The following is a 26939-nucleotide window of genomic DNA, read 5'->3' as shown; positions in this document are numbered from 1 at the left end:
CCTATTGTAGCAGTAAAAAGGAGCACATGAAATAAAATCCCCTTACTTTTTACAGTAAGAGGATAGGATTTATCTTTTTCTATAGACGCCAAAACCGTATGGCGGAAGAGAATGAGAATGCTCTTGACCGAAGAGCAATTCATAATCCTCAGGAATAGTGAATAAATGTTTCTCAACTTTTCCCCCAGCATTTAATAAAATGAGGATGCTCTCATCATATGAAGATCTTTCGTAGAGAAGTACTTTTCCTTCTGCAGAAATAAAACGCATCTCTCCTTCGTTAGCTAATACTTTGTGCTTTTTTCGAAGTGAAAGAAGTGTTTGAATATGCTCAAACAATTCTATGTCTTGTTTGGATTCATCCCATTCCATGCACTTTCTGCAGCCAGGATCACGTCCGCCAGACATTCCAATTTCATCTCCATAATAAATACAAGGTGTTCCTTTAAATGTCAGCATCAATAAGTAAAGAAGTTTTAATTTATCTTTGTTGTCATCACATAATGTTAAAACGCGAGCTGTATCGTGTGACCCGAGAAGATTGAAAGCCACTTCATTCACGTTCTCTGGATACATTTGCATAACGGCTGTCAGTTTTTCTGCGAATACTTTTGCATCAATGGATTCTGTTGCGACAAAATCAAGAACAGCATTCGTGAAAGGATAGTTCATTACCGCATCAAATTGATCACCTTGCAGCCAATTCATGGAATCATGCCAGATTTCTCCTAATATATACGCATCAGGCTTTACCGATTTTACAGCAGTCCTAAATTCTCTCCAAAAGGAGTGGTCGACTTCATTTGCCACGTCAAGTCTCCAGCCATCCACATTAAATTCTTCGATCCAATAACGAGCGACTTTTAGCAAATATTCCCTTACTTCAGGATTTTCTGTGTTCAGCTTTGGCATGGATTTTTCAAAAGCAAACGTATCATAATTTGGACGCGGTTCTGTTTGGATTGGGAACTCGTTAAGATGAAACCAGTTTTTGAAGCGAGAATGCTCTTCATTCTTCAACACATCTTGAAAAGGTTCAAAGAAGAAGCCACTATGATTGAATACAGCGTCAAGCATCACTTTAATGCCATTTTCGTGGCAGATCTTAACGAGTTTCTTAAATGTATCTTTATCCCCAAACTGTGGATCGATCTCCAAATAATCGATTGTATCATATTTATGGTTCGATTTTGCTTTAAAGATAGGGGTAAAGTAGATGCCGGTAACACCTAGTTTAACAAGATGGTCTATATGGTCGATCACACCTTGAAAATCACCGCCAAAAAAATTATTTGGTTTCGGTTCTTCACTAGCCCAAGGAAGAGTGCCTAGAGGGTCGTTGCTTATGTCTCCATTTGCAAAACGCTCAGGGAAAATTTGATACCAAACCGTATCCTTCACCCAAGATGGGGCGCGAAAAATATCGATCGCATTTAAAAAAGGAAAACAAAAATAATAAGCGGTATCGTCAAAAGGCGCTTCTTCATAAAACCCTTTTTCCGTATACGTCAATACCTCATCTTTGTTAGCAATCTCAAACCCATACCGTAAACGTCGGTGAGGGGGTTGGATTTCAATAAAATAATAATCAAACCATTCATCAGATCCGCTTAAGGTCATTGGTGCGGTCGAAGTTTGCCAACCGTCTTCTGTCCAGTCATAAGGATCTCCATAAATGAGAGTTACTTTGTCAGCATCTCCTTTTTTCGTTCGTAGGCGGATATGAAGTGTTTTTTCATCATAAGCATACGCATAATTGTTGCCTGGTCTGTGGTAAATCGCTTCTTTTATCATATGTGTATTTTCTCCCTTCTCTTAAAAAACATAAAAAAAGGGCACAACCTATAAAATACCTAGGTTGTACCCGAATACATGTACATTGCCTTCACTTTGTTACTACTTATAGTATACAAGAATCAAGAAAAAATGAAAGCGAATTCAAAAAAAAATAAAAAACTATTGTAATAATTTAATGCCGATGTATAATGAAATTGAGCAGGTAATGCAATCGTTTTCATAAACGGCAAAACCACATAATCAAACATGATTCTATTTTTTTGCTAGGTTGTGCAAACGTTTGTATGCTTTGAATTTTATATATCAAATGGGGGGTACATTCATGAAAAAGTTATTAGCATTGCCTTTAACTTTTGCTCTTGCTGCAAGTGCTCTAGCTGCTTGCGGACCGCAAGAAGAAAGCGGTTCTACTGGCGGAAAGAAAGAAGCTTCTAGCGATAAGCCAGAAAAGCTAGTCATTTGGGAAGACCAAGAAAAAGGTGTTGGAACAAAGGATGCTGTCAAGAAGTTCGAAGAGAAGTATGGCATCAAAGTTGAGCTGAAAGAAATTCCGATGCTTGATCAACAAGAGAAATTACGTCTTGATGGACCAGCTAAAAAAGGACCAGATGTAATCACAACTCCACATGACCGAATTGGACCTTTAGCAATTGAAGGACTAATCTCACCAATTAAAGTAGCTGATGATGTAACAAAACTTTATACAGAATCATCAATTAATGCATTAACATATGATGGGAACCTTTATGGACTTCCAAAGTCTACTGAAACTCCTGTATTCATCTACAATAAAAAGCTTATGGAAAAAGCACCTGAGTCTTTAGAAGATCTTATGGCTTTCTCTAAAGGTGACAAAGGTGGAGCTGATTATGGCTACCTTGCAAACTGGACTGATTTCTACTTCGCACACGGAGTTCTTTCTGGATTTGGTGGATATGTATTTAAAGATGACAACGGTACTCTAGATCCAGCTGATGTTGGACTAGCTAACGAAGGTGCTGTTGAAGGTTTAGAATATATCACTAGCTGGTACAACGACGGTTTGTTCCCGAAAGGTATCATCGGTGAAAAAGCTGGTTCTACAATCGACGGATTGTTCACTGAAGGAAAAGCGGCATCTGTTATGAATGGCCCTTGGTCTTTCCAAGGTTACAAAGATGCTGGAATTGATATCGGTGTTGCACCAATGCCTAAACTTCCAAACGGGGAGTATGTAAAAACGTTCATCGGTGTTAAAGCTTACAACGTAAGTGCTTTCTCTGAAAACCAAGAATGGGCTACAAAGCTTGTTGAATTCCTTACGAACGAAGAAAGCGCGAAAGTTCGTTATGAAAAAACAGCAGAAATCCCTCCAGTAGTTTCTCTTATGGAGGACCCAATCATTGCAGACAACGAAGCAGCTAAAGCTGTAGCAGTTCAATCAGAACGTGGTGTTCCAATGCCAAACATCCCTGAGATGGCAGAAGTATGGGCGCCAGCTGCGAACTCACTTCAACTATCTGCAACTGGAAAATCTAAGCCAAAAGCAGCGTTAGAGAGTGCTGTTAAAACCATTCAAGACAACATCAAAGCAAACCACAGCAAATAATTAAACAGCAATAAGAGGAAAGCGGTACCCAGACGTCGCGGGTACTGCTTTCTCTCACTTATTGTGTGTGTTGGAAAGGTTTCGCTTAAAATGGGTCCTGAATTCTTTCGAACATATTACAATAATAGGTGAGCAAAAGAGAGGAGAACCCTGTAATGACACATCGTAAGACGGCAGCTCTGCTGTCCATCATTCCAGGAATCGGGCAATTTTATAATAAACAATGGGTAAAAGGATTTGGTTTTTTATTCCTTGCAGTATGTTATTTTATTGCGTTTCTGGATTTTTTAAATATTGGGTTATGGGGACTTGTAACTTTAGGTACTGAAGTTCCTCGTGATCATTCTATTTTCTTACTAGTGAACGGTGTTATTTCAATCATTGTAGTAGCAATCGGGCTAGCATTTTATGCATTGAATTTATATGACGCCTACCAAAATGGTAAGAAGCGTGATATGGGGTTACAGCTAAATACACTTCGTGAGCAATATCACAACGTAATCGATAAAGGGTTTCCTTATTTAATGGTTGGACCTGGATTTCTATTATTGGTATTCGTCGTTATTTTTCCAATCGTGTTTATGCTTCTACTATCTTTTACGAACTACAACCTATATAATTCACCGCCTAACAAACTAGTAGATTGGGTTGGATTTAAAACGTTTATCGAAATGTTCACCCTTGACATTTGGCGTGAAACTTTCATATCTGTATTTGCTTGGACGATAATTTGGACATTTACAGCAACAACTTTACAGATTGGCATAGGAATATTCCTTGCTGTTATTCTTAACCAAAAAGATTTGAAATTTAAAGGCTTTATACGAACATTATTAATTCTTCCTTGGGCAGTACCGGCTTTCGTATCGATTCTCATTTTCTCAGGATTGTTTAATGATACGTTCGGAGCCATTAATAAAGATATTTTAGGAGCAGTTGGAATCGATTCCATACCTTGGATGACTGATCCTTTTTACACAAAGATCGCACTGATCATGATTCAATCCTGGCTCGGTTTCCCGTTCATCATGGCGATGACAACGGGTGTGCTTCAATCCATTCCTGGTGAACTTTATGAAGCTGCAACAGTAGATGGAGCGACAAACTGGGATAAGTTCAGAAAGATAACTTTGCCAATGATCTTATTTACAACGGCACCTATCATGATTACGCAATATACGTTTAACTTTAATAACTTTAACGTCATTTACTTATTCAACAACGGTGGACCTGCAGTGCCAGATCAAAATGCAGGTGGAACTGATATCTTGATTTCCTGGATCTACAACTTAACGATGACTTCTGCACAATACAGCAAGGCGGCTGCCGTTACAGTTATGTTATCAATTATCATCGTTTCCGTAGCTCTTTATAATTTCAGAAAAACCAAATCATTTAAGGATGAAGGAATGATTTAATATGAGTATAAAAACAGCAAAAAGGATCCGTTTAACTCTGTCATATCTTATTTTATCAGGTGCAATTGCTGTTGTGATCTATCCCATCTTATGGGTAGTCGGTTCTTCGTTTAATCCCGGTAATAGCTTATCGAGTTCTACGATCATTCCTGAAAATGCGACACTGGATCACTACAAAAAGCTCTTTGCAGAAACAGAATATTTAACGTGGTACTGGAACACCCTTAAAATCTGTTTTATTACAATGGTGCTATCGGTTATCTTTATTGGCCTTACTGCTTATGCCTTCTCAAGATATAAGTTTATCGGCCGCAAAAATGGCTTGTTATTGTTCTTGATTCTTCAGATGATTCCACAGTTCGTTGCGATACTAGCCATCTATATCCTTACGTATCAAATTGGATTATTAGATACACATCTTGCATTAATCCTTGTTTATGTCGGTGGATTAATTCCAATGAACACCTATTTGGCAAAAAATTATTATGACACGATTCCGAAAGAACTGGATGAATCCGCACGCATTGATGGTGCTGGCCACTTCCGTATCTTCTGGCAGATCATTTTGCCGCTGTCTAAGCCAATCTTAGCGGTTATTGCGTTATTCAGTTTCATTTCACCGTTTGCAGATTTTATCTTAGCATCCATCCTTATCAGCTCAGATGAAAAACAAACTTTGGCAGTTGGACTGTTTAACATGATCTCAAACAAATTTGGCAACAACTTTACACTTTTTGCGGCAGGCTCTGTATTAGTTGCAATTCCGATCGGTCTGTTGTTCTTATCTCTGCAGCGTTATTTCATCTCAGGATTAACAGCTGGCGGAACAAAAGGTTAAACGCAAAGCAAACAAGGAGGAACGGCGATGGGCAAAAGAATGATTTTCTTGGCTATGTCGTTTCTTCTTTTTTTATCTGTGCAAAATAAAGCGCTTGCAGAAAAAAAGGAAGAGCGGTCATGGCAAGATGAAATCATCTATTTTATTATGATAGATCGGTTTCACAACGGAGATAAAACCAATGATTATGATGTGAATACAAGTGATCCATCTGCCTACCATGGCGGTGACTTCAAAGGTATCATACAAAAACTAGATTACCTTAAAAAACTTGGAATAACGGCTATTTGGTTGACGCCAGTTGTGAAGAATGAGCAAAAGGGCTACCACGGATATTGGACCGAGGATTTTTATGAAACAGAAGAACATTTTGGAACGAAAGAAGAATTGAAGCTTCTTGTAAGAGAAGCGCATGATCGTGACATTAAAGTGATTTTGGACCTTGTCGTCAATCACACAGGATATCAGCATCCTTGGTTAGTTGACGGAAATAAAGAGGATTGGTTTCATCCTCAAGAAGAAATCACCAATTGGGATAACCAGCAAAATGTTGAGAATGGGTGGCTGGCTGGACTGCCAGATCTTAATACAGAACATCCAGCAACAAGGAGATATTTACTGGATGTTGCAGCATTTTGGATAAAAGAAACGGATATTGATGGCTATCGTTTAGATACCGTGAAACATGTACCTAAAGATTTTTGGAACGAACTTTCTAATGTAGTAAAAGAAAAGAAGTCTGATTTTTATTTAATCGGTGAAGTGTGGCATAACGATCCAAGGTACATTGCAGCGTACAATAAGTCAGGAATTGAGTCATTCGTAGACTATCCTTTATTTAATGAAATGGTTCGGATATTTAAAGAGAGTGGACAATCGCTTTCAGAACTCTATTCGGTATGGGAAAGAAACAACTATTATTATGAAGATCCGTATACGTTAGGTAACTTTATCGACAATCATGATAATATTCGATTTGTTCGTGAAGCTTTGTTGAAACAGGAAAATCCTGAAAAAAGATTAAAGATGGCACTTATGTATCTCTATACAGCACCTGGAATTCCGATCATATATCAAGGAACGGAACATATGATGGACGGTGCAAAAGATCCTGATAATCGCCGAATGATGGAATTTGATCAAAACAATAAGATGGAAGCATATACGGCAAAACTTGGTGAACTAAGAAAAAAACACCCCGCATTAAGACGCGGAAATTATGAAATGGTGTATGAAAAAGATGCAAAAGCTGTATTCAAGAGAACATACAAAGACGAAACGATGTACATTGTCTATAATAACGAAAAAAGTGATTTCACGATTTCGTTATCAGATAATGACCTTAAAAAACACAAGCTTGTGAACATCCTGAACAAAGAGGAAATAAAAGCGCAAAACAACAACGTGAAAATAGAGATCGAAGCAGAGACTGCTCACGTTTTTCTTTTGAAGGAAAACAATGGAAATATAATGCTTTCAATAAGTATGGGTATCGTTATTCTTTTCCTTGGAACTTTGTCCATCTTTATCTATCAGAAAAGAAAACGTTCATAAATTTCATTGCTGATAGAGAAAAATTAGATATATCTTTTTTGTTTCTGATTTTATACAATTAGTCTTGGATTCTGAAAGCGTATACAGATAGGTTAACAGAGCTTTAGTGAAAGGAGGACTCTTAAAAATGTCAGTGACAATAAAAGATGTAGCAAAATTAGCAGATGTTGCTCCCTCAACGGTATCCAGGGTCATCGCCAACAATCCTCGCATATCAGAAAAAACGAAACGGAAAGTAAAAGAAGCGATGGAGTACCTTGGCTATCATCCAAACTTTAATGCAAGAAGTCTAGCAAACCGATCAACTCAGGCAATTGGACTTGTCATGCCGAGTTCTGCAGATAAAGCGTTCCAAAACCCTTTCTTTCCTGAAGTAATAAGAGGGATCAGTACGATGGCTCATGAGCAGGAATATGCTCTTTATATGTCTACCGGGAATACGGAAGATGAAATCTTTGAAGGTGTAGTCCGTATGGTACAAGGACGCCGGGTTGACGGTATTGTTATGCTGTACTCTCGTGTAGATGATCGAATCATGTGTTACTTGCAAGAACAAAGCTTTCCTTTTACTGTGATCGGAAAGCCGTTTAAGAACGCAGACTCCATAACGCATATCGATAATGACAACTTTAAGGCCGCACAGGAGATGACAGAGTATCTATTGTCACTCGGTCATGAAAGAATTGGGTTTGTCGGTGGTAATCTAAACCTCGTTGTTACGATTGATCGTTTGCTAGGTTACGAGAAAGCGATTCGGAATGCAGGTCTATCCTATAAAGATGAATATATCGTCCACGAAGAGTTCTTAAAAGAAGGCGGTCAAGAAGCAGTAAAAGAGTTATTGGCTCTCGAAAACCCGCCATCTGCTTTACTCGTGATGGATGATCTTATGTCGTTTGGTGTTTTAAGCACATTGAATGAACTAGGGTTAAGTGTGCCTGAGGACATATCATTATTAAGCTTTAATAATGTGATGTTGTCAGAGCTTTCTTCTCCTTCGTTAACATCAGTAGACATTAATATCTTCCAATTAGGATATGAAGCTGCGAAAGGTTTATTGGAGTGTATCCAGTCGCCAGGTAAGCCCGCTAAACGAGTTGCCGTTCCTTTTGAACTAATTGAGCGCCAATCTTGTAAAAACGTAAAATAACCATTTAAAAGCCTCTACACTGATGAGTAATTCCTTTTTCAGTTAAAGGCTTTTTTCTTTTAATGCTTTTATAACAGGTCGTATAGGCTGTAAGTTCTTAGTGGAAAAGAAATTCTGAAACGGGTCACCGCTGTCCTTTATTCTTTTTTCAATGATCGTTAGTGGAAAGAAGTCCGGTTTTAAGGATTGTTTTACCTCATGCCAATAGAGAGGTGTTGCAACGAGTGCATCCTCATTTCCTCTAACAGAATAAGGTGCAATGATCGTCTTGCCTTCAGCGTGTTGGATGTAGTCAATATAACACTTGTTTCCTCGGTTTTTCTTTAATCGTTCGATTGTAAACCAGTCTGGCTCACGTTCGATCAAATAATGAGCGAGAAACTCTGTAAAAAGGCGCGATTCTTCAAATGTTACTTCATTGTCAGGTAATGGAATGTAGATCTGCATGCCCTTATTTCCGCTCGTCTTAATAAACGTTTTCAGGTGTAGGCTGTCACATATTTCTTTAATCATTAAAGAAGCCTCAACAGACAGCTGAAACTCACTAGGAGATGGGGGATCAAGATCCATAACGATTTCAGATGGATAAGACGAGTCTGTTGTACGAAATGGAATATGAAACTCAAAAGCAAGCTGATTACATAGCCACAGCAATGTAGGGAGATTATTGCAAACGATATATTCAATATCATCTTCTTGAACAGTTTCTACATAATGGGGAGCATAATCTGGACAATTTTTTTGATAAAAGCGCTCATCTCCCACTCCATGAGGATATCTGATTACAGTTAGTGCTCTGTTATTCAAAAATGGAAGCATGTACGGAGCTGCTTGAGTTAAATAGTTCATATATTCTGCTTTTACAATTGTGTGTTTGGGCCAAAGCGGTTTGTCAGGACTTGTTAAAGTAACGATCTCACCATTAACGTGGAGATCTAATTGTTTCTTTGCAGCTTTTCCCACGTGCAATCCTCCCAATCTGCATCAAAGCGAAAACGTATAAAACGAGGCTGTCTTAATTGCTCTTTGTACCATTCCAAAAAAGAAAGCTCTACACATAAAGAGGGTTCAATCCTAATGAAGGAACCTTTTTTTTCGCTTTGATTTCTTTTTACGATATGGATTAAAGCTTCTTTTTCTTCTGTGGATATCCCATGTGCAAACAGTCCTACTGGTTGTATGGTAGTTCCTTTTACGAGACCAACATGAAAAAAACTGTTCTCCGTATCATATCCGAGCAAGATAAATACACCAATCTTCAGGTTCTTCACTTTTATCCATTGTGTTGTCCGAGTTCCAGCAGACCATTTGCTATGGATGGTTTTAGCGACAATTCCTTCACTATCCTTTTTTTTAACAAGATCATCGATTGATTTCTCATCTGCTGAATACGGAACAAAATTGATAAACGATGACTTCTCAACATGGCTCACATCGATTCCTAGCATTTCAAAAACACTCTTTAAGGATTTTTTTCTGTTCATAAAAGGTTCTTGAAACGTATACTGGCCGTTAAACGCTAATAGGTCGAAAGCGCAAAACGAAGAAGGAAAAAGCTTTGCTGATTGTATGATTCTTTCAGTTTGTTTAAGCCTGCCTCTTTTTTGAATGTATTCAAAATTTGCTTTATACGAATCAGCTAAAATGCATAATTCCCCATCAACTAATAAAGGCAACAAGTGTTTTACTTTGTGTTGAACACTTTTTAAATAATCCGGAATCTCAGGGAAAATCGTATGGAATGGATGACCATTTCGTGATGTCATCGTAATCAAAGAATGATCCCAATAGAGTAAACATCGAAATCCATCGTACTTTACTTCATACACCCATTTTTCGCCTGTCGGAAGCTCTTCTGACAAGGTTGGGAGCATCGGTTTTAAAAAGGATTGGATCATGAACTAGAGGCTTTCTTTTTACTGGAAGATTTTTTCTTTTTCGTTTTCGTCTCCTCAGTTCCTTTATGGTCGCCAGATTCTTTTTGTTTTGTCTCTTTTTTAGTGGAAGTCTCTTTTCCTTTGCTTTCATTGATTGAGGCTTGAAGTGCTTCCATAAGATCAACAACATTTGATTTTGGTTTTTCTTTTGCTACTTTTATCTCGTTACCAGATATTTTGCTGTTGATCAATTCTAGGACAGCTTCACGGTACTCGTCTTCATATTTTTCCGGTTCAAATGGAGCGGTCAATTGCTCGATAAGCTGTTTTGCCATCTCTAGTTCTTTTTCGTTTAACGTTACCTCATCCTGTAATCCTGGTACATGATCAACATTTCTCACTTCGTCGGGATAAAAGATCGTTTCAAGAACGAGCCCATTTTTATAAACGCGTACTGCAGCTAAATGTTCTTTAGAACGCAGAGTGAACTTTGCAAGGCCGATTTTGCCCGTGTCTTCCATAGCTTGCTTTAATAGAGCAAATGATTTAGTGCCGTTTTCTCCTGGACCGATAAAATAAGACCGGTTATAAAAAATAGGATCGATTTCTTCTAATTGAATAAAATCAATGATCTCAATCGACTTATCTGAAACACCAGCTATTTCATCCAGCTCTTCCTTTTCCACGACAACAAATTTTCCCGGTTCGTATTCGTAACCTTTCACAACTTCTTTCGTATCAACCGTTTCTTCGCAGACCGGACAGATCTTTTCGTATTGAACGGGACTATGGCATTTTTCGTGTAAGTATCGCATCTTAATATCTTTGTTTTCTGTAGCTGCAAAAAGCTTTATCGGTATATTAACAAGGCCGAAGCTAATTGCCCCTTTCCACATTGTGTGCATGGAAACCATCCTTTCACGTCTTTTATACCTTAGTGTTTGATTTCCATCAAATTAAACATCATGTATATTTTTCCAAGCTATACCGACATTTCGACAATAGATTGTAGAATCTGAAATATTCCTTCATAATACAGTTAGAAATTGTTTATATATAAAAGGGTGATTACATTGGGTGAGAGCAGTGCGCATGCACAAAGAAATAAGGAATTGACTCTGTTTTTAAATGAACAGAAATCAAGTATTGTTGAAACGTGGCTCCAAAATGTGCTGTTGCCGTCGAATGACCCTTTTTATGAAGAAGTCAAAAAGAACGGCTATCATACCATCGAGGAGCTGATTTCCTTTTTGGAAACAGGGTCACTTGAGCGAATCAGTTTGTTAACAAGCAAGATCGCAAAAGAACGGATTGAAGCCAAAACAAACATCGGAGACTTTGTTTATAACATTAACATTGGCCGAAGTATTGTTTATGAACGCATGATGTGTTCGTTGTTGAACGAGGATGAAAAAGGGGAAGGCGTTATGCAGATGCAGCGCTATTTTGACCATCTCTTGTATTTGAGTGTAAAAGATTATACCGCGTTAAAAGATTCCATCATTGACCGAAAAAATCAGTTCATACAAGAGATGCATCATGATAGACTGACGATGCTCGGGCAGATCGCAGCGAGCTTTGCCCATGAATTTCGCAACCCGCTCACTTCTGTAAAAGGGTTTATCTATTTGCTTCAACGCGAAGGAAAGAAAACCGATCAATCAGAATACTATTTTGACATCATTCAAAATGAACTGGTGAGCTTAGAAGAAAAGATCAGTCAGTTTTTATATTTGTCAAAGATGAGAGGTCTTCAGGATAAACTTGAAAAAATACCCGTTACATCCCTTTTAAAAGAGATGCTAGAGTTTATGTACCCGCGATTTACAGAAGCCAATATAGTCGTTCAATCCAACTTCGAAAAAGAAGCATTTATTGAAGGGGATAGTGCGCAAATCAAACAAGTTCTTTTAAACATTCTCGTAAACGCCGTTGAAGAGTTATGTGAATGGAATGGTGAACGCACGATTGAAGTGAAGTTAAAAAGTGTGGACGAGACGGTTGAGCTATCGATATGCAACAACGGGAAGCCTATTCCAGAATACTTATTAGAGAATGTATTCCAGCCGTTCGTTACGACAAAATCACTTGGCACAGGTCTTGGCCTGTCTGTCTGTAAGCAGATCGTTGAAAAACATAATGGAACGATTGAAGTAAATTCAAAAGAAGATTTTACATGTTTCACAATAAAGTTTCCTGGAATTTAAGCAAAAACTCACTAGTATTGCAAGAAACTTGGGAATTTTAACAACTGCTGTTCTAGTGAGTCTTGTTGCTCTTGAAAGTGGTTGATGTCCGTTACATGGCTCGCTTTCCGTGGGGCGGGCGGTGAGCCTCCTTTACCCTTTGGGTAATTAGGAGTCTCACCCGGTCTAGTTACAGTGGCTAGCCCTCGATTTAGTCCAGCCTTGAGGATCCATTTCAATCCGCAAGCCTAAGTCAGGTTAATGCAAAAAAGCTCCCCTTACTGGGAGCTTTTTTTTACTAACTGTCTTACAGATGATCTGGCTTTTTAGAGTAAGGCTGTTTGCCTTTTTGTTTGATCTCGAGTTCTGCTTCGTTTTTCAGCTGATTCATCGCCTGATTGTCTTCTGGACGTTTGTTATCATCTTTCGTATTTCGGTGTGTCATTATAGAATCCCTCCTGTACCTAACATCTGTCAGAAGAATCCTGTTTATGCATGATCAGTTTAAGAAACTTTATTTGGTGTATTTAAAAAGAATAAAGCGATAGTTCCTGGACCAGCATGCGCCCCAATCGCACAGCCAATCATCGTAATCAAAATGTTTCGATTTCCGGTTTCTTCAATGATCAGTTCTTTTAGTGCCTGTGCGGTTTCCGTATCATCTGCATGACTAATTCCTATTGTCATACCATCTAATGAACCGGCACGTTCTTTCATAATTTCTACCATGCGGCCTAACACTTTTTTCTTGCCGCGCAGCTTTTCCAAAGGAAAGAGCTTTCCGTCTTCCATATGTAAGACAGGCTTTATCTTAAGAAGAGTCCCCATGAAAGCTGCGGTTTTGCTTACTCGGCCGCCGCGCAATAAATAATCAAGGTCATCAACGGTAAAGATATGTTCAAGATGATCTCGGTAATGCTGTAGAGTTTGTATAATCTCAGAAAAGGTTTTGCCTTCTTTTGCTTGCTTAGCTGCTTCATATACCATCAATCCATATCCAAGTGAAGCGGCCTGGCTATCAAAAACTTCGATCTCTGCATCTGGGTATTCTTCAAGTACTTCATTTTTCATGAGTACGGCAGTTTGATAAGTCCCGCTAATTCCGGAAGATAGGGTTACGTAAATGGCTGACTTCCCATTTTTCGCTAAGGAACTCAATGTTTCCTTAATGATAGAAGGGGGAACTTGTGCTGTTTTTGGGACGGCGCCGTCTTTCATATGTGTATAAAGCTGTTTCGGTTCAATGTTAGACCGATCTAAAAATTCTTCGTTATTCAGCTGAACGATTAACGGCAGCATCATAATTTCATACTCGTCCAATATTTGTTTTGGCAAATCCGATCCGGTATCTGTAATAATATGTATCATTTCATTTTCACCTGCTTATTTCGCTTTTTCTATAGTTTAACTTGTGTTGGAATGAAAAGGCAATGATCATATCTGATATTAGGTAATCTTACTATTGACTTGGTTCCCCTTTTTCTGTTAAAAATGAATCTTGGATAATGAAAGGAGGGACCCGAAATATGAAAGAACGTTTTCGGATTTCTGATCTAGGAATAACTGAAATGAAAAAAATCTTTTTTATCATCGTAGGAGCAATTTTAAACGCGATCTCCTTAAATATGTTTTTAATTCCTGCTAAAGTCTATGCAAGTGGCTTTACTGGAGTTGCACAGCTATTATCATCATTATTAGCGAATACAGCGTTTCCTGTTACAACGGGTATCTTATATTTCATCTTTAACATTCCAGTTACCATTTTAGGGTGGATGAAGGTAGGGAAAGCGTTTACGGTATATAGTTTCTTAAGTGTCATCATGATTACATTTTTTCTTGAGATTATTCCCATTACAGTCGTTTCATCGGACATTTTATTAAACGCCGTTTTCGGGGGAGTAATCGCTGCTCTCGGTGTTGGGATTACATTAAAGTACGGTGCATCAACAGGGGGACTAGACATCATCGCGATGATCTTATCAAGAATGAAGAACAAGCCAATCGGTGGATACTTTTTCGTATTGAACGGCTTAATTATCGTAGCAGCAGGGTTTCTTTTCGGATGGGAAAAAGCACTTTATACACTTGTAGCCTTATATGTATCTTCTCGAGTAATCGATGCTGTTCATACACGTCATGAAAAACTTACAGCCATGATTGTTACGAAAAAAGGAAAAGAGATTCAACAAGCCATCCATGGAAAAATGGTCCGTGGCATCACGATCGTACCCGCAAAAGGCGCATTTTCTAACCAGGAAAAAGAGATGCTTATCATCGTTATTACACGTTATGAATTGTATGATTTAGAACAAGTGCTAAAAGAAGTAGATCCGAATGCATTTACGAACATCGTACACACAACAGGCATCTTTGGCTTCTTCCGGAATGATTAATAGGGGACAGACCCCATACAAATACAAAAACATAAAAAATGTAAACATGGCACGGACAAAGTCCGTGCCATGTTTATTATTAAGCATTTATCTTTCGTTATCTGCTTCGTTTTTCTTGCCAAGAGCAACAGCGCTCTTATACGGGTTATCCGATGCGTTACTCTTCTTTTGAGCAACTGCACTGTTATACGGATTATCAGAAGCATTACTGTGGTCTTGCGCTACAGCACTGTCATCCGGATTATCCGAAGCGTTACTTTTTCCAATTGCAATTGCGCCATTATCAATATAGCCGATAGCTATCTGATAAGGACTATATTTTCTTTTATAAAAGTCGTCTTTACAACTCAAAGGAAATCCTCCTGTCTCAGTGTTATCCAAATATTTGTCTGGTGTACAGGATTTTTTTAAGAAAATTTCTTTTTCCTATCTGCTACGTGTTTGGATCTCGTTTTTGTACATAAACGAATGTTTGTATCCTTACGAAGATTCGTTTTCAGCTTCATTCTTCTTCCCAAGAGCAACTGCACTCTTATTCGGGTTATCAGAAGCATTACTCTTACCTTGTGCTACTGCACTGTTGTTCGGGTTGTCAGAAGCGTTACTCTTCTGTTGTGCTACTGCACTGTTGTTCGGATTGTCAGAAGCGTTACTTTTCTTTATAGCAATTGCACCATTATTGATATAACCAATTGCAATTTGTACGGGATGTTGTTTTTGATCATAATCCCACTTTTTCTTTTCTTTTCTACTCATTTTAAAAAAACACCTCCTTGATGTACTACAATATATTCAAGTGATTCTTCAAATGTACAGGCATGTTTACTAAGTGATTTGTCCAATTTTTCTTTTTTATCTATTTAATAGAGGGATATTCTTAGAAACAGAAGGTAGGATACATGTTTTCGCCGAATAAAGAGAGTAAAAAAACCTGAATCTAACAGTGTAGTTAGATCCAGGTTGTTGACGTGGGGGTCTACCAAATTCGAGCAGGTCTTTGGTTTTCTTTATTTTTTGATAGTTCTTTTAAGGAAGTGGGTGAAACGTCTATTTTTTTTGTTGGAACTCTCATTTCATTTTCTAGAGCTGACTCTACCTCAATTTCTATAGGAAGCTGTACAGATTCAGTTACCGGTTCAATGGTTTCTGGAATTGAAATTTTTTCTGAATCGTTGCTGTTTTTCGATCGCTTACTCTTTTTAACCTTGTTCTTTGCGTTGCTCTTATCTAATGCAACGGCACTTTTAGTCGGGTTATCGGAGGCATTGCTTTTTTCTTGAGCTACAGCACTCGAATTAGGATTATCTGAAGCATTGCTCTTCTCTTGAGCTACAGCACTGTTAGTTGCTCTATCTATAGCATTACTGTCTTTAATAGCAATTGCCGCATTGTCAACGTCACCAACAGCGATTTGTTCAGGGTTTTGTTCTTGTTGAACATTTAGATAAAGATTAAGTTTTACTTTTACTGGATATTCGCTAATTTCTCTTTCCATCTGCTTCTTAAGCTTTTTTCTTAGCTTCTTCTTCAATTTTTTTCTTAATTCTTTTTCTAATTCCTTTTCTAAATCTTTCTTTGATTTCTCGTCCATAATTTTCTCCTTTCTATTAATTTCGGAGTGCTCTATTCGTTCTCAGCCTCATTTTTCTTACCAAGTGCAACAGCACTCTTATTCGGATTGTCCGAAGCATTACTCTTATCCTGAGAAACAGCACTACCAGTCGGGTTATCCGAAGCGTTACTCTTTTGTTGTGCAACTGCACTAGAATCAGGATTATCTGAAGCGTTCGCTTTATTGATCGCGATCGCACCGTTATTAACATATCCAAGAGAAACCTGAACAGGATTGTCTTTATGATCATCTTCATGTCTCTTCTTTTCAAACTTACTCATTAAAACACACCTCCTATGTCACTGTTCAATATATTCATTCTTTTAGTAGAAGGTAAGGGCATGTTTACTAGGTTATCAGAAATTTTTTTTCGATTAGAATCTTTTCGTTAAAATCACCATATAAAGGTAAAGATGAAAGATAAGGTGGTGAATAGATAAATGAAACAGATCATGAAACGATTTTTTGCTTTTCTACCTCTTCTATTTCTAGTTTTTAACCTATCGGCCTGCAGTAAACAAGATGAAAAGAAAGAGGACGAGGATCAGCAAGTTAGCTCACAACTTAGTCCCATTCTATCCATGCAGCAAAATAACGATGGAATTGATTTTTTATTGGCTTTAGAAAACAAAAGCAATCATTCTGTTACATTATCTTTTAATAGTTCGAAAATGTTTGATATCTCTGTTAAAGATTCCGCAGGTAAAGAACATTTTAGACACTCTAAAGAGAAAAATTATAATCAAGAAGCGGTAAAGGTGGAAATACGACCGGGTGCCAGCCATATTTGGAAGGCGAAGTGGAAGCTATCTCCTTCAGAAAGAAAAGCGGGAATATACAAAGTGGATGCTGAGTTAACCCCAAATGAAATATCACCAGGGTCTTTAAAAACAGAAAAGCTGAAAGTAAATGATCGGTTAACCTTGCAATCAGGAACTTCAGATCTAAAGAATCATTCGTTTCGGAATATCCATTTCACAGGTTCGGACGGAAAATATAAGGTATCAGGAGAGGCTAGGGTTTTTGAGGCATCTTTTGCCTATTCTGTTACAGATGGTCATGAAATTTTTGTTGAGAGTCATGAACAAACGGCAGAGGGAGCACCAGCATGGGCCCCATTTTCATTTGATATCACTATTGCTTCCGAAGATTTACCGATTAACGGCACGCTTATGTTAGAACTTTTCTACTTCAGTCCAAAAGACGGTGAGAAAACGGATCTTTTAGCTGTTCCGTTGCAAACATTTAGATAAAAGAATGCATACGTAATTTGTACCAGGATGCTTGCTTTCCAGAGGGTGAAGCCCACTTGGCGTTAAGCACCATTTGGAGTCTCGCACCTTCCGCTCCAATCAACTTGCAAATGGTGAGAATAGAAAAGCCAAAAGCAACAATCCTTCAGAAAATAGAGTTTAAAAAAGCCCAAAATAAAAAACTAACTCATGAGGTTAAGTCCTCGAACTGAGTTAGTTTTTTCCGTTCATTCGTATTAAGCATTTTCATCCAATGCTTTTTCAATTTCAGGCATAAGCTGATTCCAATCACTGTCATTTGTTTTGTTAACAGTAATAAAGTTTTCAAAACCAAATATGGATTCAACACCATCGATAGATAACAATGCTTTTGCAAGCGGTGAATCTGTGTCGTCACCAACACGGGCAGAAAGTCGTCCTTCCAGAAATTTTTCTGATGCGTCAAACTTAATCGCGTTTGGATTAGGTGTTGGTTGAATAGAAAATTCAATAGCCATTTTTAAACACTCCTTTTTATTAAAAATGAAAAGCGTACCTGTTAGAGATGATATCATGAAAATCAAGCGAGTTGTACAAATGCTTCGTAACAGAATTGTTTATACCTGTTTCTAACTCGATGGATTTAATCCCATCACGTTCAGCCCAATAGATTAAATGAAGCAGCATTTTCCGTGCAATCCCTTTGTTTCGGTGTTTTTCTTGAACATAAAGCTCGTTAAGCCATAGATAGGGTCCACCGATGCGAATACTAATTCCTAAATTAAAAAAGGCAAGTCCAATAACTGAATCTTCTTCTTCAGCCACGATGATGCCGCTTTTATCTGGATTTTCTAAAACGAGTTTTATGCCAGCAATCGTTCGAGACTGTTCTTCTGGTTCTCCGTCCATCGTGCGCTGCTGTAAAAAGAGCTGAGCGATTTCTTCAATTACATGGGATTCTGCCTCATTCGTAACACGATATATTTTCATATAATGCCCCCATATTACTAAAAAACATATGACTTGATTAAATATACATAACACATTATAGCAAATTAATTATAGTTATGACGTTTGAGAAATGAAAATTTCTTTCGAATACTTTAAAAATCGATAATGGAAGAGGAGATGAGAGGGAATGAAAACGCTTGTTTGTTTTGGAGACAGCATTACATCAAAAGAGAAGAGTAAAGACGGCAGTTTAAGATTAACTTCTCGTCTGAGACAAGAACTAACCGAGTGGGTAGTGATGAACGCTGGCATACCTGCTGAGACAACAAGGTCTGCACTTGTCAGGCTTCAAGACGATGTTCTTAGGCATGAACCTAATTTTGTAACCATCCTATTTGGAGCCAACGATTCAAGCGACCAGAGACTCATTCCATTAAAAGAGTACGAAAAAAACCTTACGTATATGGTAAATAAAATAGGCGCAAATAGAGTGATTTTAATCAGCCCGGCACCTGTCTATGAAAAAAAACAAAAAGCTCGAGCGAACGAAAGAATGAAAACATATGCCCAAACCGTCAAAAAGGTGGCGAAACATGAAGGAACCGCATATGTACCTCTTTTTGAAACATTAATTGAAATGGACATCGAACATTTTGTCACAGAAGATGGATTGCATTTCAATCAATTTGGATACGAAGAATTAAGTGAATTGGTTCTTAGAAAAGTTCATATGTTAACAGCCATAAGCTTTCCAAAAAAACAGCTTTCTCTATAACGAGAAAGCTGTTTTTCGCTTATTTTTGTTGATTATCTTCTAAAGGATCCTGAAGTGCAGATAAACTTGAGTCAGGCTGTTCAGCTTGCTTCGATGCAGCTGAATGAGAATGGGCATCAAGTTCTTGCTGAAGTTCAGCTAGTTGGGCACGTTCAGCATCAGAAGAATTAGCCATGGCGGAAGACAATGCATTTTGTGCAACTTCCATGTCATGACCTGAAAGCTGTGTTTGTTCGGAAGATGTATGGTTGCTCATATTTTGTGCTGTATCCCCAAATCGTCCAACCGCTTGCTGAACAGCACTTCTGGCAATTTGAAATAATTTATTTGCCATGGATTATATGCCTCCTAAAGAGTTTCTTTCTTCTTTATCACGTTTACGATCTTCTTGTTCGTTTTTGCTGAATGCCATCGTTGTTTCTTGGTTCACCATGTCAGCACCTTGCTTAATTGCACGCTTTGAACGGCTTTTTTTACTCATCTCAACATTCCTCCTTTTCTCCCGTATGCTTAGTGTTCACTGTGGTTGTGACTTTATGTTAAGCAGAAGTTGGAACTGTTGAAATAATGAAATGAAAAATCCCCAGCATCAGCCAGGGATTTTTAACGGTTCGTTCATTTAAAGGATGGCTAACACATTTTGCAAATAGTGAGCAATCCCTTCTTCTTCATTAGAGAGTGTTACATAATCCGCGCGATTCTTTAATTCATCTATCGCATTTTCCATAGCCACACCATGCCCTGCATATTCAATCATTTCAAAATCGTTGTCCTCATCACCAAAGGCAACGATACGTTCTTTCGGAACATTATAATAAGCCGCGACTTTCTCAAGTCCTGTTGCTTTATTAATCCCAGAGCGGATGACCTCTATTATGTTCCATGGTGCAGCCCAAACTCTTTGATCAACAACTTCTGCATGTTCCTGTTCAAGCATAGAACGCAGCTCAGCGATGTGATGATCTTCAGGATGAACAAGAATGGCTGTAGGATCTTCTGTTAATGTTTTTTGAAGATCTCCGATTTGTAATGGATTTTCATTCATGATGAATGTATTGACAATAACCTCATCATGTTTTTTTAAATAAACGTCATCAAGAACTTCAACCATGATATTTTTTACTTTGAACGTTTCGCATGCTTGAATAATCCTTTTTGCCACATCAAGCTCCAGTGGAGAATGGTGGATGCCGAATCCGGCATCGTGAGGATGATGAACAAACGCACCGTTAAAATTGACGATGGGAGTTTTTAACCCTAACTCTTCATAATACATGTTGGATGAACGATAAGGTCTTCCTGTTGAAATACATACATGATGCCCCTTTTCGATCAACGTAAACAACATTTCTTTTGTTTTTCGTGGAATTTTCTTTTCATCCGTTAATAATGTGCCATCTAAATCAAGCGCAATTAAGTATGGTTGTGTCACAAAAGTACCTGCCTTTTTATTTTTGCTTTACATAAAGTGTAATATCTTCCCTTGAAAAAGTCTATTCATATAGGTCTTCATTTATGAAAAAGGGGTGCGTCTCATGATAAGATGGAAAAAAAGAGAAAGAGGAGATAAACATATGGTTTCGATTCTTAAAGGAACGATAGGGGAGATTCCTTTCTTAATGGCAGAAAAGGAAGAAACGGAAGGAACGCCGTTACCGCTAGTTATTTTTTTGCATGGCTATACGAGCGCGAAAGAGCATAATTTACATTTTGCTTATTCTCTTGCAGAAAAAGGACTAAGGGTTATTTTACCCGATGCTTTGCATCATGGTGAACGAATGTCGTCCCATTCGCCTAAAAGCAGGGATTATGATTTTTGGAATATTGTTCATCAAGGAATCGGTGATGTTACAACCCTTATAAACTGGGCAAAAGAGAACGAATATGTTTCTGAGAATGGGGAAATTGCTGTAGGCGGGATTTCCATGGGTGCCATCATGACATATGGATCAATAGTGAACAACCCCGAAATATCAGCAGGATGCGCTCTAATGGGAACACCTGCTCATGAAGAGTTCGCGAGATGGCAAATTGAAAAAATCGGGAAGTCAGGACACAACCTGCCGTTTACAACGGAAGAATTAGAGCAGTCTTACGAACATATTCGCCATTATGATTTAACGCAGAAACTAGATAAATTGAACAATCGTCCTTTATTTATATGGCATAGTGAAGTTGATGATGTTGTTCCATATGAGTTTGCAAATCCATATGTAAAAACACTTATAGAAAATAATCCAAAATCCGTGTATATGCATGACAAAACGTCCGGTCACAAAGTTTCCCGTCCTGCATATTTAAACGCGGTTGAATGGATTGCAGAGCATATAAAAGCAAAGAAAGAAACGGTGTAGGTTTACCCCGTTTCTTCCAATTTTAATCGATACGTTTTTTTTGGCTGATACATATGGTCAATTTCGTCTATTTGCTTTTGTAAAGAATGCATAATTCGAAGAGTCCAAACGCCTTGTTCATTAAATTCCTCTGGGATGTCTGTGATGGTCACTTTATTGCCGGTACGATGGTAATATTCATAAGAAACCTTCATACGAATCTACATCCTTTCACTAATTTTAAAAAAATAATAGCAAACTTTTTGAGAAAAGTAAACTGAAAAGTGTTTATATTCAGATAATTTAAGGAGGGTCAAATTTGTCTGTTACAAAAAGAACACCAATCCCCGTTTCTGAAGCGGTTGAAAGGGTAATGAAACATACGAACCATTGGCATTCAGAAAGGATAAGTCTGACAGAATGTGACGACAGGGTACTAGCGGAAGACGTAACAGCTGCAAATGATGTACCTCCTTTTAATCGTTCACCTTATGATGGGTTTGCTATTTTTTCAAGTGATACATGTGAAGCATCTGAAAACAATCCAATAAAGCTTCAAGTTTTAGAGACGATTGGAGCCGGACATGTGGCTCAGCATTCCGTTACAAGTGGAACAGCAATCAGGATCATGACTGGAGCTCAAATACCTGATGGTGCAGATGCTGTTATCATGCTGGAATTAGTGAAAGAAATAAAAGAAAATGATATATCCTTTATTGAAATTAGACGGACTGTCAAAAGAAACGACAACATTTCGTTTCAGGGAGAGGATACAAAAGAAGGTACGGTATTAGCTGAAGCTGGAACTCTCATAACACCGGGATTGATCGCCGTACTTGCGACATTTGGATTTCATACCGTTTCTGTTTTTAAAAAGCCTGTAGTAGGTATCTTATCAACCGGCACGGAACTTTTAGATATACACGAACCGTTACAGCCTGGAAAAATCAGAAACAGCAACGCTTATATGGCGGCAGCACAAGTAAAAGCTATGGGGGCTGACGTTAAACTGTATCAGCACCGTGAAGACGACTTAGATGCGTTGTATGAAAACGTTCAAGATTGTTTAAATGAATCAGATATCGTGATTACGACAGGTGGAGTGTCTGTAGGAGATTTCGATTACCTACCGGCTGTTTACGAAAAATTAGGTGCTCAAGTGTTATTTAATAAAATTGCAATGAGGCCCGGAAGTGTAACGACAGTAGCTACCTGCAATGGAAAATGGCTTTTTGGACTTTCAGGGAATCCTTCTGCGTGTTTTGTAGGATGCGAATTATTTGTACGGCCTGTAATATTAGCTGGAATGAAACGTTCAAAACCGCACTGTTCCGTACATAAGGCGATATTGACGACTGATTTTCCTAAACCCAATCCATTTACTCGATTTGTCAGGGCTATTCTAAAGGATGGAGAAAACAATCGACACGTAACACCAGCTGGACTAGATAAATCGAGCTCCATTTCTTCTCTTTTGGCAGCAAATTCACTCATCGTTCTGCCTGGCAGGACTAGGGGATGGGAAAGAGGAAGTGAAGTAGGCGTGCTTACTTGGTATGGTGAAGGGAGTGAATGGCCTTGGGATTTCCCGTTATTCTTCAAATCATCGGCTACCAAAACAGCGGAAAAACAACCGTAATTACGAAGTTGTTAAAATCACTTTCTTCAGAAGGGATCAGATGCGGTGTGTTGAAGCATCATGGTCACGATGAACCAATGTTGCATGATTCCGGAAAAGATACACAACGTCACAGGCAAGCGGGAGCAATAATGACAGGGATATCATCATCCCATCAATCGATTTTTTCAATGGATGTGGAAATGCCACTTGAAAAAGGAATTCAGTTGTATAAGATGTTAAATATCGAATGTGTTTTAATAGAAGGTTATAAGCATCATCAATATCCTCGCGTCGTAATGTGCCGGAACGAAAAGGATGAAGAGTTAATTACTTATTCAGAAACGATAGTGTCGATCATTAGTGATCAAAAATTATCTAAAGAACATAAGGCACCCCTCTTTTTATGGTCAGAAGAGAGGGAGTGGTTACCTTTCTTAATAAATATTGTTAAAAAGAGACAGGGAGACATGAATCATCATGAAACTTTTTGAGATTTGCAACGCCCCAATCCAAACTCAGGATGTAATCAATAAGGTAATTCATCATAATTCAGGAGCTGTTTCTGTCTTTATCGGGACTGTAAGAGAAATGACCGGAGAAAAACAAACTCAGTTTCTTCAATATGAGGCCTATGTTCCGATGGCTGAAAAGCAGCTCGAAAAAATTGGTGAAGAAATTCAAACAAGATGGCCGAAAGCAAAGGCAGCAATCACTCATCGTATCGGGACACTTCAAATTTCTGATGTAGCAGTAACGATCGCCGTTTCTACACCACATCGACAAGATGCTTTTGAAGCGAGTCGATACGCGATAGAACGTATAAAAGAGATCGTTCCTATCTGGAAAAAAGAACATTACAGAGACGGTGAAGAATGGGTGGGAAACCAAAAAGGGAATGTAAGCTATCCTCTTGGTCATCCAGAAGGGATTGAAAAATAGATGGTGCATATATTGTTGTTTGCAAACCTTGCTCAAGAAGCAGGTACACAAAAAATAGAGATCGAGATGGATTTGCCTGCATCTGTAGAACAGGTTAGAAAGAAATTTAAAGAAGAAATCGGACATTTGAAGGGTATCGATCATTGTTTGATAGCGGTTAACGAAGAATATGCCGAAGAAATGGATATCGTAAAAGCAGGAGATACGATTGCATTCATACCACCGGTAAGCGGTGGGTGATTTTCAAATTTAGGAAATTGACATTCATTCGGTGTCAATTTCCTTTTTCATTTCATTAACACTATTCATACAAGACATACAGTAGAGGTTGCCATTCTCAGCTACCTCACCTTGAAAGAAGCCATCTAAACAGTACAATTTTTTCTTGCAGCGCTCACAAATTCCCACAAGTTCAAGCATATTATGTTCTCCTTTTTACTGTGATATCATAAACTCCTTCTTTTATTAACTGATAAGGTGATGAATGGGTACTTTACTGCGCATATCTTTACATCGTTCATAAACACTTTCTCTCTGAGACCCATCATTCCCTTTTTCAACAATGACATGGACATTGTACCAACTCGTTTCCTTTTGAATAGGATAGGTTAAAAGGAGGGGGTATTATGTATCCACAACCACATCAGTTTAGCGGTTCTGGTCATTCAGGACAGTCACCACTCGGGATGGGACGTTCACCATTCAAAAAAATCTATAAAACGTGTATGAAAAATAAAAACCAGCACGTTCAGTTAATGTTGATTGACGGCATGACTTATACCGGATTTATTGAACACGTTGATCAGCAGAATGTATATTTTGCCATTCCTTATGTTGAAAACCAAAAAGAAGAAACACGAAATCCAGAAGCCCAATACCACGTAACAGGCTATCAGCTCTATAGGTGTATGTTTCCTCTTCAAGCTGTTGCAGGAGTAAATGGAGCTTTTTAAGAGAAGAAATTTTAAAAAAGAAGATGTGAATCTTTTCTTTTTTTTAGCAAGTGTTATCGTGCAAAGCGCGGGTAACCTATAAGAGAAAGGAGGCATATCAAATGGGACAGCATAGACACTTTAAACATGGTCAAAAAGCACCGAATAATGGTATGTATGTTGAAGTAGGAGAGACAGGAAGCATGGTCAATGACCCGAGGCAAATACATTTGTCAGCTGGTGACCGTTTTCCTGAAACGGCAAATCATAACCGGGTATGGACATACAAAAGAAAACCATAATAAAAAAACCCGGCTAATGACCGGGTTTTCTTTAAATCTCTTCACTTTTAGATGGTAAAACTTCACCAAGAACGGAAATGATTACTGTAAAAATAACTCCAAAGATCGAAGCTTTTACTAAATCGAATGTTCCGCCTTGCATGGAGACCAATACATAAAAGATCATATTACTTAACAATAAAGACCAGATTAATGTCCAAATATAACGCATGCCCACATTCACCTCTTTATGTAAACGAATTCTTTTCCCTTCTGTATAGTAACAAAAGTTTAGACAAAGGAAAAGATTCTTTCATGAAATTATCAGGTACAACGTTACAAATATTAAAAAATTTCATAAAATGTTCAAGCTTAACAGGAATGCCCATCATAAACAAAGAAAGAAATACATAAACCAACACTATATGGTACGAACACCTTTGAACATTTTTTTAGGGGGTCATTTTATGGAACAAAAGTGGGAGGAACTTAAGGCGTTGGAAGAACAGGATGAGAAGAATCTTACACCAGAAGGTAAAGAAGCGTTAGAACAGTTAAAAAAAGAGCTCAATTCGTAAAACATAGGCAGATAACTTTATCTAAAATTTTCCCTCTGCATACATTAGTTAAGAAAAGCTTAATGCGAGGGGAGAAATGTGAGTATCGAAAAACGCACTTTCCAAATAGACAATCAATGGAATATTATTCATCTTCCGCAGCGGCCGAATGGTTTTGCCATCCTGATCATCGGTGACTGCAGCCACTACGTTGACGCTCATACGAGTCTTTGGAAACAAAACACTGAACGCGCCCATCTCATCCAATCCCTCAAAAAAGAAGGCTATACGATATTTTATTCTAACTTATATGGTCGGCACTGGGGAAGTCCAAAAGCCGTCACCCTAGCCAAAAGGCTGTATCATTATGTGATGAAGCATGAAATATTGAATCCTCGAATACATGTAATAGCAGAGGGTATGGGTGCATTGGCAGCACTGCGGCTTATGGAGGATTTGGAAGAATGCATCCGTTCAAGTCTTTTTATTAACCCTTGCTTTGATTTGAGACATCATTTTCACCATGAAAGACAAAATCGATTATTCTTTAAAAGACTTGTTAGAGAATTAAGCCTTTCCTACAACGTGTCTGAAAATGAAGTTCCTTCTCTTATCGATTGTCTCCCACCTATAACAGACTATAAAGCAAAAACTCCCGCAAAAATTTGGCATGCTGCAAGAGGTGTTTCCTTCCATTTTAATGATCATAGCCGAGCATATGAAAAAAGACGGCTTGAAATAAATGCCCCCTTATCTTTATCTATTCATGTCCCTGAAAATACATTCAATCCAGCAAGGGCATTTCATAAATTTTTCAAAGAAAATGAAAAAGTATTATGACCTCATTGTGCGTAAAAAACGGCGATGAGGTTTTTATATGTAAAAAAGTATCGTATTCTCTAGTT

Annotated in this window: 35 protein-coding genes; 17 read left to right on the top strand and 18 right to left on the bottom strand. The window is 38.1% G+C overall.

The features are described 5' to 3' along the window. Positions 1–69: 69 nt before the first annotated feature. Complete coding sequence (locus tag KUV80_RS06905; RefSeq protein WP_222461915.1) at positions 70–1794, bottom strand: glycoside hydrolase family 13 protein; 1725 nt, start codon at positions 1792–1794, stop codon at positions 70–72. 325 nt (positions 1795–2119) lie between these two features. On the opposite strand from KUV80_RS06905, the gene KUV80_RS06900 reads away from it, so the two are divergent. From KUV80_RS06900 to KUV80_RS06880, 5 genes are all read left to right on the top strand, one after another. Beyond that, on the top strand, positions 2120–3385 hold the full coding sequence (locus KUV80_RS06900) for an extracellular solute-binding protein (RefSeq protein WP_222461914.1): 1266 nt from the start codon (positions 2120–2122) through the stop codon (positions 3383–3385). A 155-nt stretch (positions 3386–3540) separates the two neighbouring features. After that, positions 3541–4803 carry a sugar ABC transporter permease gene (locus KUV80_RS06895; protein ID WP_222461913.1) on the top strand — a complete coding sequence of 421 codons (1263 nt, stop codon included), beginning with the start codon at positions 3541–3543 and terminating at the stop codon, positions 4801–4803. A 1-nt stretch (position 4804) separates the two neighbouring features. Then, the gene (locus tag KUV80_RS06890) at positions 4805–5641 is read left to right on the top strand and encodes a sugar ABC transporter permease (protein ID WP_222461912.1); all 837 of its coding nucleotides are present in this window, start codon (positions 4805–4807) and stop codon (positions 5639–5641) included. A 27-nt stretch (positions 5642–5668) separates the two neighbouring features. After that, the gene (locus tag KUV80_RS06885) at positions 5669–7195 is read left to right on the top strand and encodes an alpha-amylase family glycosyl hydrolase (protein WP_222461911.1); all 1527 of its coding nucleotides are present in this window, start codon (positions 5669–5671) and stop codon (positions 7193–7195) included. A gap of 127 nt (positions 7196–7322) precedes the next feature. Continuing rightward, entirely contained in the window at positions 7323–8345 is a 1023-nt protein-coding gene (locus tag KUV80_RS06880) for a LacI family DNA-binding transcriptional regulator (protein ID WP_222461910.1), read from the top strand. A 42-nt stretch (positions 8346–8387) separates the two neighbouring features. Here KUV80_RS06880 and ligD read toward each other — a convergent pair whose 3' ends face one another. The 3 genes from ligD to KUV80_RS06865 are packed head-to-tail and all read right to left on the bottom strand — an operon-like array spanning position 8388 to position 11127. Next, complete coding sequence (gene ligD / locus KUV80_RS06875) at positions 8388–9308, bottom strand: non-homologous end-joining DNA ligase (protein WP_222461909.1); 921 nt, start codon at positions 9306–9308, stop codon at positions 8388–8390. Then, positions 9281–10243 (bottom strand): RNA ligase family protein, encoded by a 963-nt coding sequence (locus tag KUV80_RS06870; protein WP_222461908.1) that lies wholly within the window; start codon positions 10241–10243, stop codon positions 9281–9283. The genes ligD and KUV80_RS06870 overlap by 28 nt, the downstream gene beginning before the upstream one ends. Further along, positions 10240–11127 (bottom strand): Ku protein, encoded by an 888-nt coding sequence (locus KUV80_RS06865; protein ID WP_222461907.1) that lies wholly within the window; start codon positions 11125–11127, stop codon positions 10240–10242. The genes KUV80_RS06870 and KUV80_RS06865 overlap by 4 nt, the downstream gene beginning before the upstream one ends. Before the next feature lie 168 nt (positions 11128–11295). On the opposite strand from KUV80_RS06865, the gene KUV80_RS06860 reads away from it, so the two are divergent. Beyond that, on the top strand, positions 11296–12429 hold the full coding sequence (locus KUV80_RS06860) for a histidine kinase N-terminal domain-containing protein (RefSeq protein WP_222461906.1): 1134 nt from the start codon (positions 11296–11298) through the stop codon (positions 12427–12429). A 286-nt stretch (positions 12430–12715) separates the two neighbouring features. Here KUV80_RS06860 and KUV80_RS06855 read toward each other — a convergent pair whose 3' ends face one another. After that, on the bottom strand, positions 12716–12853 hold the full coding sequence (locus KUV80_RS06855; protein WP_222461905.1) for a hypothetical protein: 138 nt from the start codon (positions 12851–12853) through the stop codon (positions 12716–12718). A 59-nt stretch (positions 12854–12912) separates the two neighbouring features. After that, positions 12913–13776, bottom strand: coding sequence for a DegV family protein (locus KUV80_RS06850; RefSeq protein WP_222461904.1), 864 nt, complete (start codon positions 13774–13776; stop codon positions 12913–12915). Positions 13777–13976: 200 nt separating this feature from the next. Here KUV80_RS06850 and KUV80_RS06845 point away from each other — a divergent pair, with 200 nt between their 5' ends. After that, positions 13977–14801 (top strand): YitT family protein, encoded by an 825-nt coding sequence (locus KUV80_RS06845; RefSeq protein WP_425308482.1) that lies wholly within the window; start codon positions 13977–13979, stop codon positions 14799–14801. An 87-nt stretch (positions 14802–14888) separates the two neighbouring features. Here KUV80_RS06845 and KUV80_RS06840 read toward each other — a convergent pair whose 3' ends face one another. From KUV80_RS06840 to KUV80_RS06825, 4 genes are all read right to left on the bottom strand, one after another. Continuing rightward, positions 14889–15152: a hypothetical protein gene (locus KUV80_RS06840; protein WP_222461902.1), complete on the bottom strand. Its 264-nt coding sequence runs from the start codon at positions 15150–15152 to the stop codon at positions 14889–14891. Between the two features lie 129 nt (positions 15153–15281). Next, complete coding sequence (locus KUV80_RS06835; protein ID WP_222461901.1) at positions 15282–15557, bottom strand: hypothetical protein; 276 nt, start codon at positions 15555–15557, stop codon at positions 15282–15284. Positions 15558–15777: 220 nt separating this feature from the next. Next, positions 15778–16392 carry a hypothetical protein gene (locus KUV80_RS06830; protein WP_222461900.1) on the bottom strand — a complete coding sequence of 205 codons (615 nt, stop codon included), beginning with the start codon at positions 16390–16392 and terminating at the stop codon, positions 15778–15780. Positions 16393–16424: 32 nt separating this feature from the next. After that, positions 16425–16694, bottom strand: coding sequence for a hypothetical protein (locus KUV80_RS06825; RefSeq protein WP_222461899.1), 270 nt, complete (start codon positions 16692–16694; stop codon positions 16425–16427). A 159-nt stretch (positions 16695–16853) separates the two neighbouring features. Here KUV80_RS06825 and KUV80_RS06820 point away from each other — a divergent pair, with 159 nt between their 5' ends. Beyond that, positions 16854–17666, top strand: coding sequence for a BsuPI-related putative proteinase inhibitor (locus tag KUV80_RS06820; protein WP_222461898.1), 813 nt, complete (start codon positions 16854–16856; stop codon positions 17664–17666). A 236-nt stretch (positions 17667–17902) separates the two neighbouring features. Here the strand turns inward: KUV80_RS06820 and KUV80_RS06815 are convergent, their stop codons facing one another. Next, a complete protein-coding gene (locus tag KUV80_RS06815) occupies positions 17903–18163 on the bottom strand; it encodes a NifU N-terminal domain-containing protein (RefSeq protein ID WP_222461897.1) in 261 nt (86 codons plus the stop codon). Between the two features lie 19 nt (positions 18164–18182). Next, positions 18183–18635 carry a GNAT family N-acetyltransferase gene (locus KUV80_RS06810; protein WP_222461896.1) on the bottom strand — a complete coding sequence of 151 codons (453 nt, stop codon included), beginning with the start codon at positions 18633–18635 and terminating at the stop codon, positions 18183–18185. 148 nt (positions 18636–18783) lie between these two features. Between KUV80_RS06810 and KUV80_RS06805 the strand changes: the two genes are divergently transcribed. Next, positions 18784–19371 carry a GDSL-type esterase/lipase family protein gene (locus tag KUV80_RS06805; protein WP_222461895.1) on the top strand — a complete coding sequence of 196 codons (588 nt, stop codon included), beginning with the start codon at positions 18784–18786 and terminating at the stop codon, positions 19369–19371. A 19-nt stretch (positions 19372–19390) separates the two neighbouring features. Here KUV80_RS06805 and KUV80_RS06800 read toward each other — a convergent pair whose 3' ends face one another. The 3 genes from KUV80_RS06800 to KUV80_RS06790 all read right to left on the bottom strand — a co-directional run bounded on the left by KUV80_RS06800 (position 19391) and on the right by KUV80_RS06790 (position 20803). Further along, positions 19391–19705, bottom strand: coding sequence for a DUF3813 domain-containing protein (locus tag KUV80_RS06800; RefSeq protein WP_222461894.1), 315 nt, complete (start codon positions 19703–19705; stop codon positions 19391–19393). Between the two features lie 3 nt (positions 19706–19708). Further along, positions 19709–19852 (bottom strand): hypothetical protein, encoded by a 144-nt coding sequence (locus KUV80_RS06795; protein ID WP_222461893.1) that lies wholly within the window; start codon positions 19850–19852, stop codon positions 19709–19711. A gap of 138 nt (positions 19853–19990) precedes the next feature. Then, positions 19991–20803, bottom strand: coding sequence for a Cof-type HAD-IIB family hydrolase (locus KUV80_RS06790; RefSeq protein ID WP_222461892.1), 813 nt, complete (start codon positions 20801–20803; stop codon positions 19991–19993). A gap of 103 nt (positions 20804–20906) precedes the next feature. On the opposite strand from KUV80_RS06790, the gene KUV80_RS06785 reads away from it, so the two are divergent. Next, positions 20907–21725, top strand: a complete 819-nt coding sequence (locus tag KUV80_RS06785; RefSeq protein ID WP_222461891.1) for a prolyl oligopeptidase family serine peptidase — start codon at positions 20907–20909, stop codon at positions 21723–21725. Between the two features lie 2 nt (positions 21726–21727). Here KUV80_RS06785 and KUV80_RS06780 read toward each other — a convergent pair whose 3' ends face one another. After that, positions 21728–21919: a hypothetical protein gene (locus KUV80_RS06780; protein WP_222461890.1), complete on the bottom strand. Its 192-nt coding sequence runs from the start codon at positions 21917–21919 to the stop codon at positions 21728–21730. A 104-nt stretch (positions 21920–22023) separates the two neighbouring features. On the opposite strand from KUV80_RS06780, the gene KUV80_RS06775 reads away from it, so the two are divergent. Genes KUV80_RS06775 through moaD form a run of 4 tightly spaced genes read left to right on the top strand, consistent with a single transcriptional unit; the run spans position 22024 to position 24504 of the window. Further along, positions 22024–23343, top strand: coding sequence for a molybdopterin molybdotransferase MoeA (locus tag KUV80_RS06775; protein WP_222461889.1), 1320 nt, complete (start codon positions 22024–22026; stop codon positions 23341–23343). After that, positions 23283–23816, top strand: a complete 534-nt coding sequence (gene mobB / locus KUV80_RS06770; RefSeq protein ID WP_222461888.1) for a molybdopterin-guanine dinucleotide biosynthesis protein B — start codon at positions 23283–23285, stop codon at positions 23814–23816. Before KUV80_RS06775 ends, mobB begins: the two co-directional genes overlap by 61 nt. After that, positions 23803–24264, top strand: coding sequence for a molybdenum cofactor biosynthesis protein MoaE (locus KUV80_RS06765; protein ID WP_222461887.1), 462 nt, complete (start codon positions 23803–23805; stop codon positions 24262–24264). The genes mobB and KUV80_RS06765 overlap by 14 nt, the downstream gene beginning before the upstream one ends. Then, positions 24265–24504, top strand: coding sequence for a molybdopterin converting factor subunit 1 (moaD, locus tag KUV80_RS06760; RefSeq protein WP_222461886.1), 240 nt, complete (start codon positions 24265–24267; stop codon positions 24502–24504). Between the two features lie 24 nt (positions 24505–24528). Here moaD and KUV80_RS06755 read toward each other — a convergent pair whose 3' ends face one another. Beyond that, the gene (locus tag KUV80_RS06755) at positions 24529–24684 is read right to left on the bottom strand and encodes a hypothetical protein (protein ID WP_222461885.1); all 156 of its coding nucleotides are present in this window, start codon (positions 24682–24684) and stop codon (positions 24529–24531) included. A 206-nt stretch (positions 24685–24890) separates the two neighbouring features. Between KUV80_RS06755 and KUV80_RS06750 the strand changes: the two genes are divergently transcribed. Continuing rightward, positions 24891–25217, top strand: a complete 327-nt coding sequence (locus KUV80_RS06750) for a hypothetical protein (RefSeq protein WP_222461884.1) — start codon at positions 24891–24893, stop codon at positions 25215–25217. Between the two features lie 101 nt (positions 25218–25318). Further along, positions 25319–25498 (top strand): YjzC family protein, encoded by a 180-nt coding sequence (locus KUV80_RS06745; protein WP_222461883.1) that lies wholly within the window; start codon positions 25319–25321, stop codon positions 25496–25498. A gap of 31 nt (positions 25499–25529) precedes the next feature. Here KUV80_RS06745 and KUV80_RS06740 read toward each other — a convergent pair whose 3' ends face one another. Continuing rightward, on the bottom strand, positions 25530–25709 hold the full coding sequence (locus KUV80_RS06740) for a YjzD family protein (RefSeq protein ID WP_222461882.1): 180 nt from the start codon (positions 25707–25709) through the stop codon (positions 25530–25532). 424 nt (positions 25710–26133) lie between these two features. On the opposite strand from KUV80_RS06740, the gene KUV80_RS06735 reads away from it, so the two are divergent. Beyond that, positions 26134–26874: an alpha/beta hydrolase gene (locus KUV80_RS06735; protein ID WP_222461881.1), complete on the top strand. Its 741-nt coding sequence runs from the start codon at positions 26134–26136 to the stop codon at positions 26872–26874. The last annotated feature ends 65 nt before the right edge of the window (positions 26875–26939 follow it).

This window comes from Fictibacillus nanhaiensis (genome assembly GCF_019801215.1).
GTDB lineage: Bacteria > Bacillota > Bacilli > Bacillales > Fictibacillaceae > Fictibacillus > Fictibacillus nanhaiensis_C.
This window is presented reverse-complemented; position numbering and strand designations above follow the sequence as displayed.

What these genes read in the sequence shown, in the direction of transcription:
- KUV80_RS06890 (WP_222461912.1), top strand. Translation starts at nt 4,805, where the DNA reads ATGAGTATAAAAACAGCAAAAAGGATCCGTTTAACTCTGTCATATCTT.
- KUV80_RS06820 (WP_222461898.1), top strand. Translation starts at nt 16,854, where the DNA reads ATGAAACAGATCATGAAACGATTTTTTGCTTTTCTACCTCTTCTATTT.
- KUV80_RS06785 (WP_222461891.1), top strand. Translation starts at nt 20,907, where the DNA reads ATGATAAGATGGAAAAAAAGAGAAAGAGGAGATAAACATATGGTTTCG.
- KUV80_RS06880 (WP_222461910.1), top strand. Translation starts at nt 7,323, where the DNA reads ATGTCAGTGACAATAAAAGATGTAGCAAAATTAGCAGATGTTGCTCCC.
- KUV80_RS06895 (WP_222461913.1), top strand. Translation starts at nt 3,541, where the DNA reads ATGACACATCGTAAGACGGCAGCTCTGCTGTCCATCATTCCAGGAATC.
- KUV80_RS06825 (WP_222461899.1), bottom strand. Translation starts at nt 16,694, where the DNA reads ATGAGTAAGTTTGAAAAGAAGAGACATGAAGATGATCATAAAGACAAT.
- KUV80_RS06900 (WP_222461914.1), top strand. Translation starts at nt 2,120, where the DNA reads ATGAAAAAGTTATTAGCATTGCCTTTAACTTTTGCTCTTGCTGCAAGT.
- KUV80_RS06845 (WP_425308482.1), top strand. Translation starts at nt 13,977, where the DNA reads ATGAAAAAAATCTTTTTTATCATCGTAGGAGCAATTTTAAACGCGATC.
- KUV80_RS06850 (WP_222461904.1), bottom strand. Translation starts at nt 13,776, where the DNA reads ATGATACATATTATTACAGATACCGGATCGGATTTGCCAAAACAAATA.
- KUV80_RS06835 (WP_222461901.1), bottom strand. Translation starts at nt 15,557, where the DNA reads ATGAGTAGAAAAGAAAAGAAAAAGTGGGATTATGATCAAAAACAACAT.
- KUV80_RS06800 (WP_222461894.1), bottom strand. Translation starts at nt 19,705, where the DNA reads ATGGCAAATAAATTATTTCAAATTGCCAGAAGTGCTGTTCAGCAAGCG.
- KUV80_RS06795 (WP_222461893.1), bottom strand. Translation starts at nt 19,852, where the DNA reads ATGAGTAAAAAAAGCCGTTCAAAGCGTGCAATTAAGCAAGGTGCTGAC.
- KUV80_RS06865 (WP_222461907.1), bottom strand. Translation starts at nt 11,127, where the DNA reads ATGCACACAATGTGGAAAGGGGCAATTAGCTTCGGCCTTGTTAATATA.
- KUV80_RS06755 (WP_222461885.1), bottom strand. Translation starts at nt 24,684, where the DNA reads ATGCTTGAACTTGTGGGAATTTGTGAGCGCTGCAAGAAAAAATTGTAC.
- KUV80_RS06830 (WP_222461900.1), bottom strand. Translation starts at nt 16,392, where the DNA reads ATGGACGAGAAATCAAAGAAAGATTTAGAAAAGGAATTAGAAAAAGAA.
- KUV80_RS06765 (WP_222461887.1), top strand. Translation starts at nt 23,803, where the DNA reads ATGAAACTTTTTGAGATTTGCAACGCCCCAATCCAAACTCAGGATGTA.
- moaD (WP_222461886.1), top strand. Translation starts at nt 24,265, where the DNA reads ATGGTGCATATATTGTTGTTTGCAAACCTTGCTCAAGAAGCAGGTACA.
- KUV80_RS06815 (WP_222461897.1), bottom strand. Translation starts at nt 18,163, where the DNA reads ATGGCTATTGAATTTTCTATTCAACCAACACCTAATCCAAACGCGATT.
- KUV80_RS06805 (WP_222461895.1), top strand. Translation starts at nt 18,784, where the DNA reads ATGAAAACGCTTGTTTGTTTTGGAGACAGCATTACATCAAAAGAGAAG.
- KUV80_RS06810 (WP_222461896.1), bottom strand. Translation starts at nt 18,635, where the DNA reads ATGAAAATATATCGTGTTACGAATGAGGCAGAATCCCATGTAATTGAA.
- KUV80_RS06855 (WP_222461905.1), bottom strand. Translation starts at nt 12,853, where the DNA reads ATGACACACCGAAATACGAAAGATGATAACAAACGTCCAGAAGACAAT.
- KUV80_RS06905 (WP_222461915.1), bottom strand. Translation starts at nt 1,794, where the DNA reads ATGATAAAAGAAGCGATTTACCACAGACCAGGCAACAATTATGCGTAT.
- KUV80_RS06885 (WP_222461911.1), top strand. Translation starts at nt 5,669, where the DNA reads ATGGGCAAAAGAATGATTTTCTTGGCTATGTCGTTTCTTCTTTTTTTA.
- KUV80_RS06740 (WP_222461882.1), bottom strand. Translation starts at nt 25,709, where the DNA reads ATGCGTTATATTTGGACATTAATCTGGTCTTTATTGTTAAGTAATATG.
- KUV80_RS06780 (WP_222461890.1), bottom strand. Translation starts at nt 21,919, where the DNA reads ATGAAGGTTTCTTATGAATATTACCATCGTACCGGCAATAAAGTGACC.
- KUV80_RS06870 (WP_222461908.1), bottom strand. Translation starts at nt 10,243, where the DNA reads ATGATCCAATCCTTTTTAAAACCGATGCTCCCAACCTTGTCAGAAGAG.
- KUV80_RS06745 (WP_222461883.1), top strand. Translation starts at nt 25,319, where the DNA reads ATGGGACAGCATAGACACTTTAAACATGGTCAAAAAGCACCGAATAAT.
- KUV80_RS06750 (WP_222461884.1), top strand. Translation starts at nt 24,891, where the DNA reads ATGTATCCACAACCACATCAGTTTAGCGGTTCTGGTCATTCAGGACAG.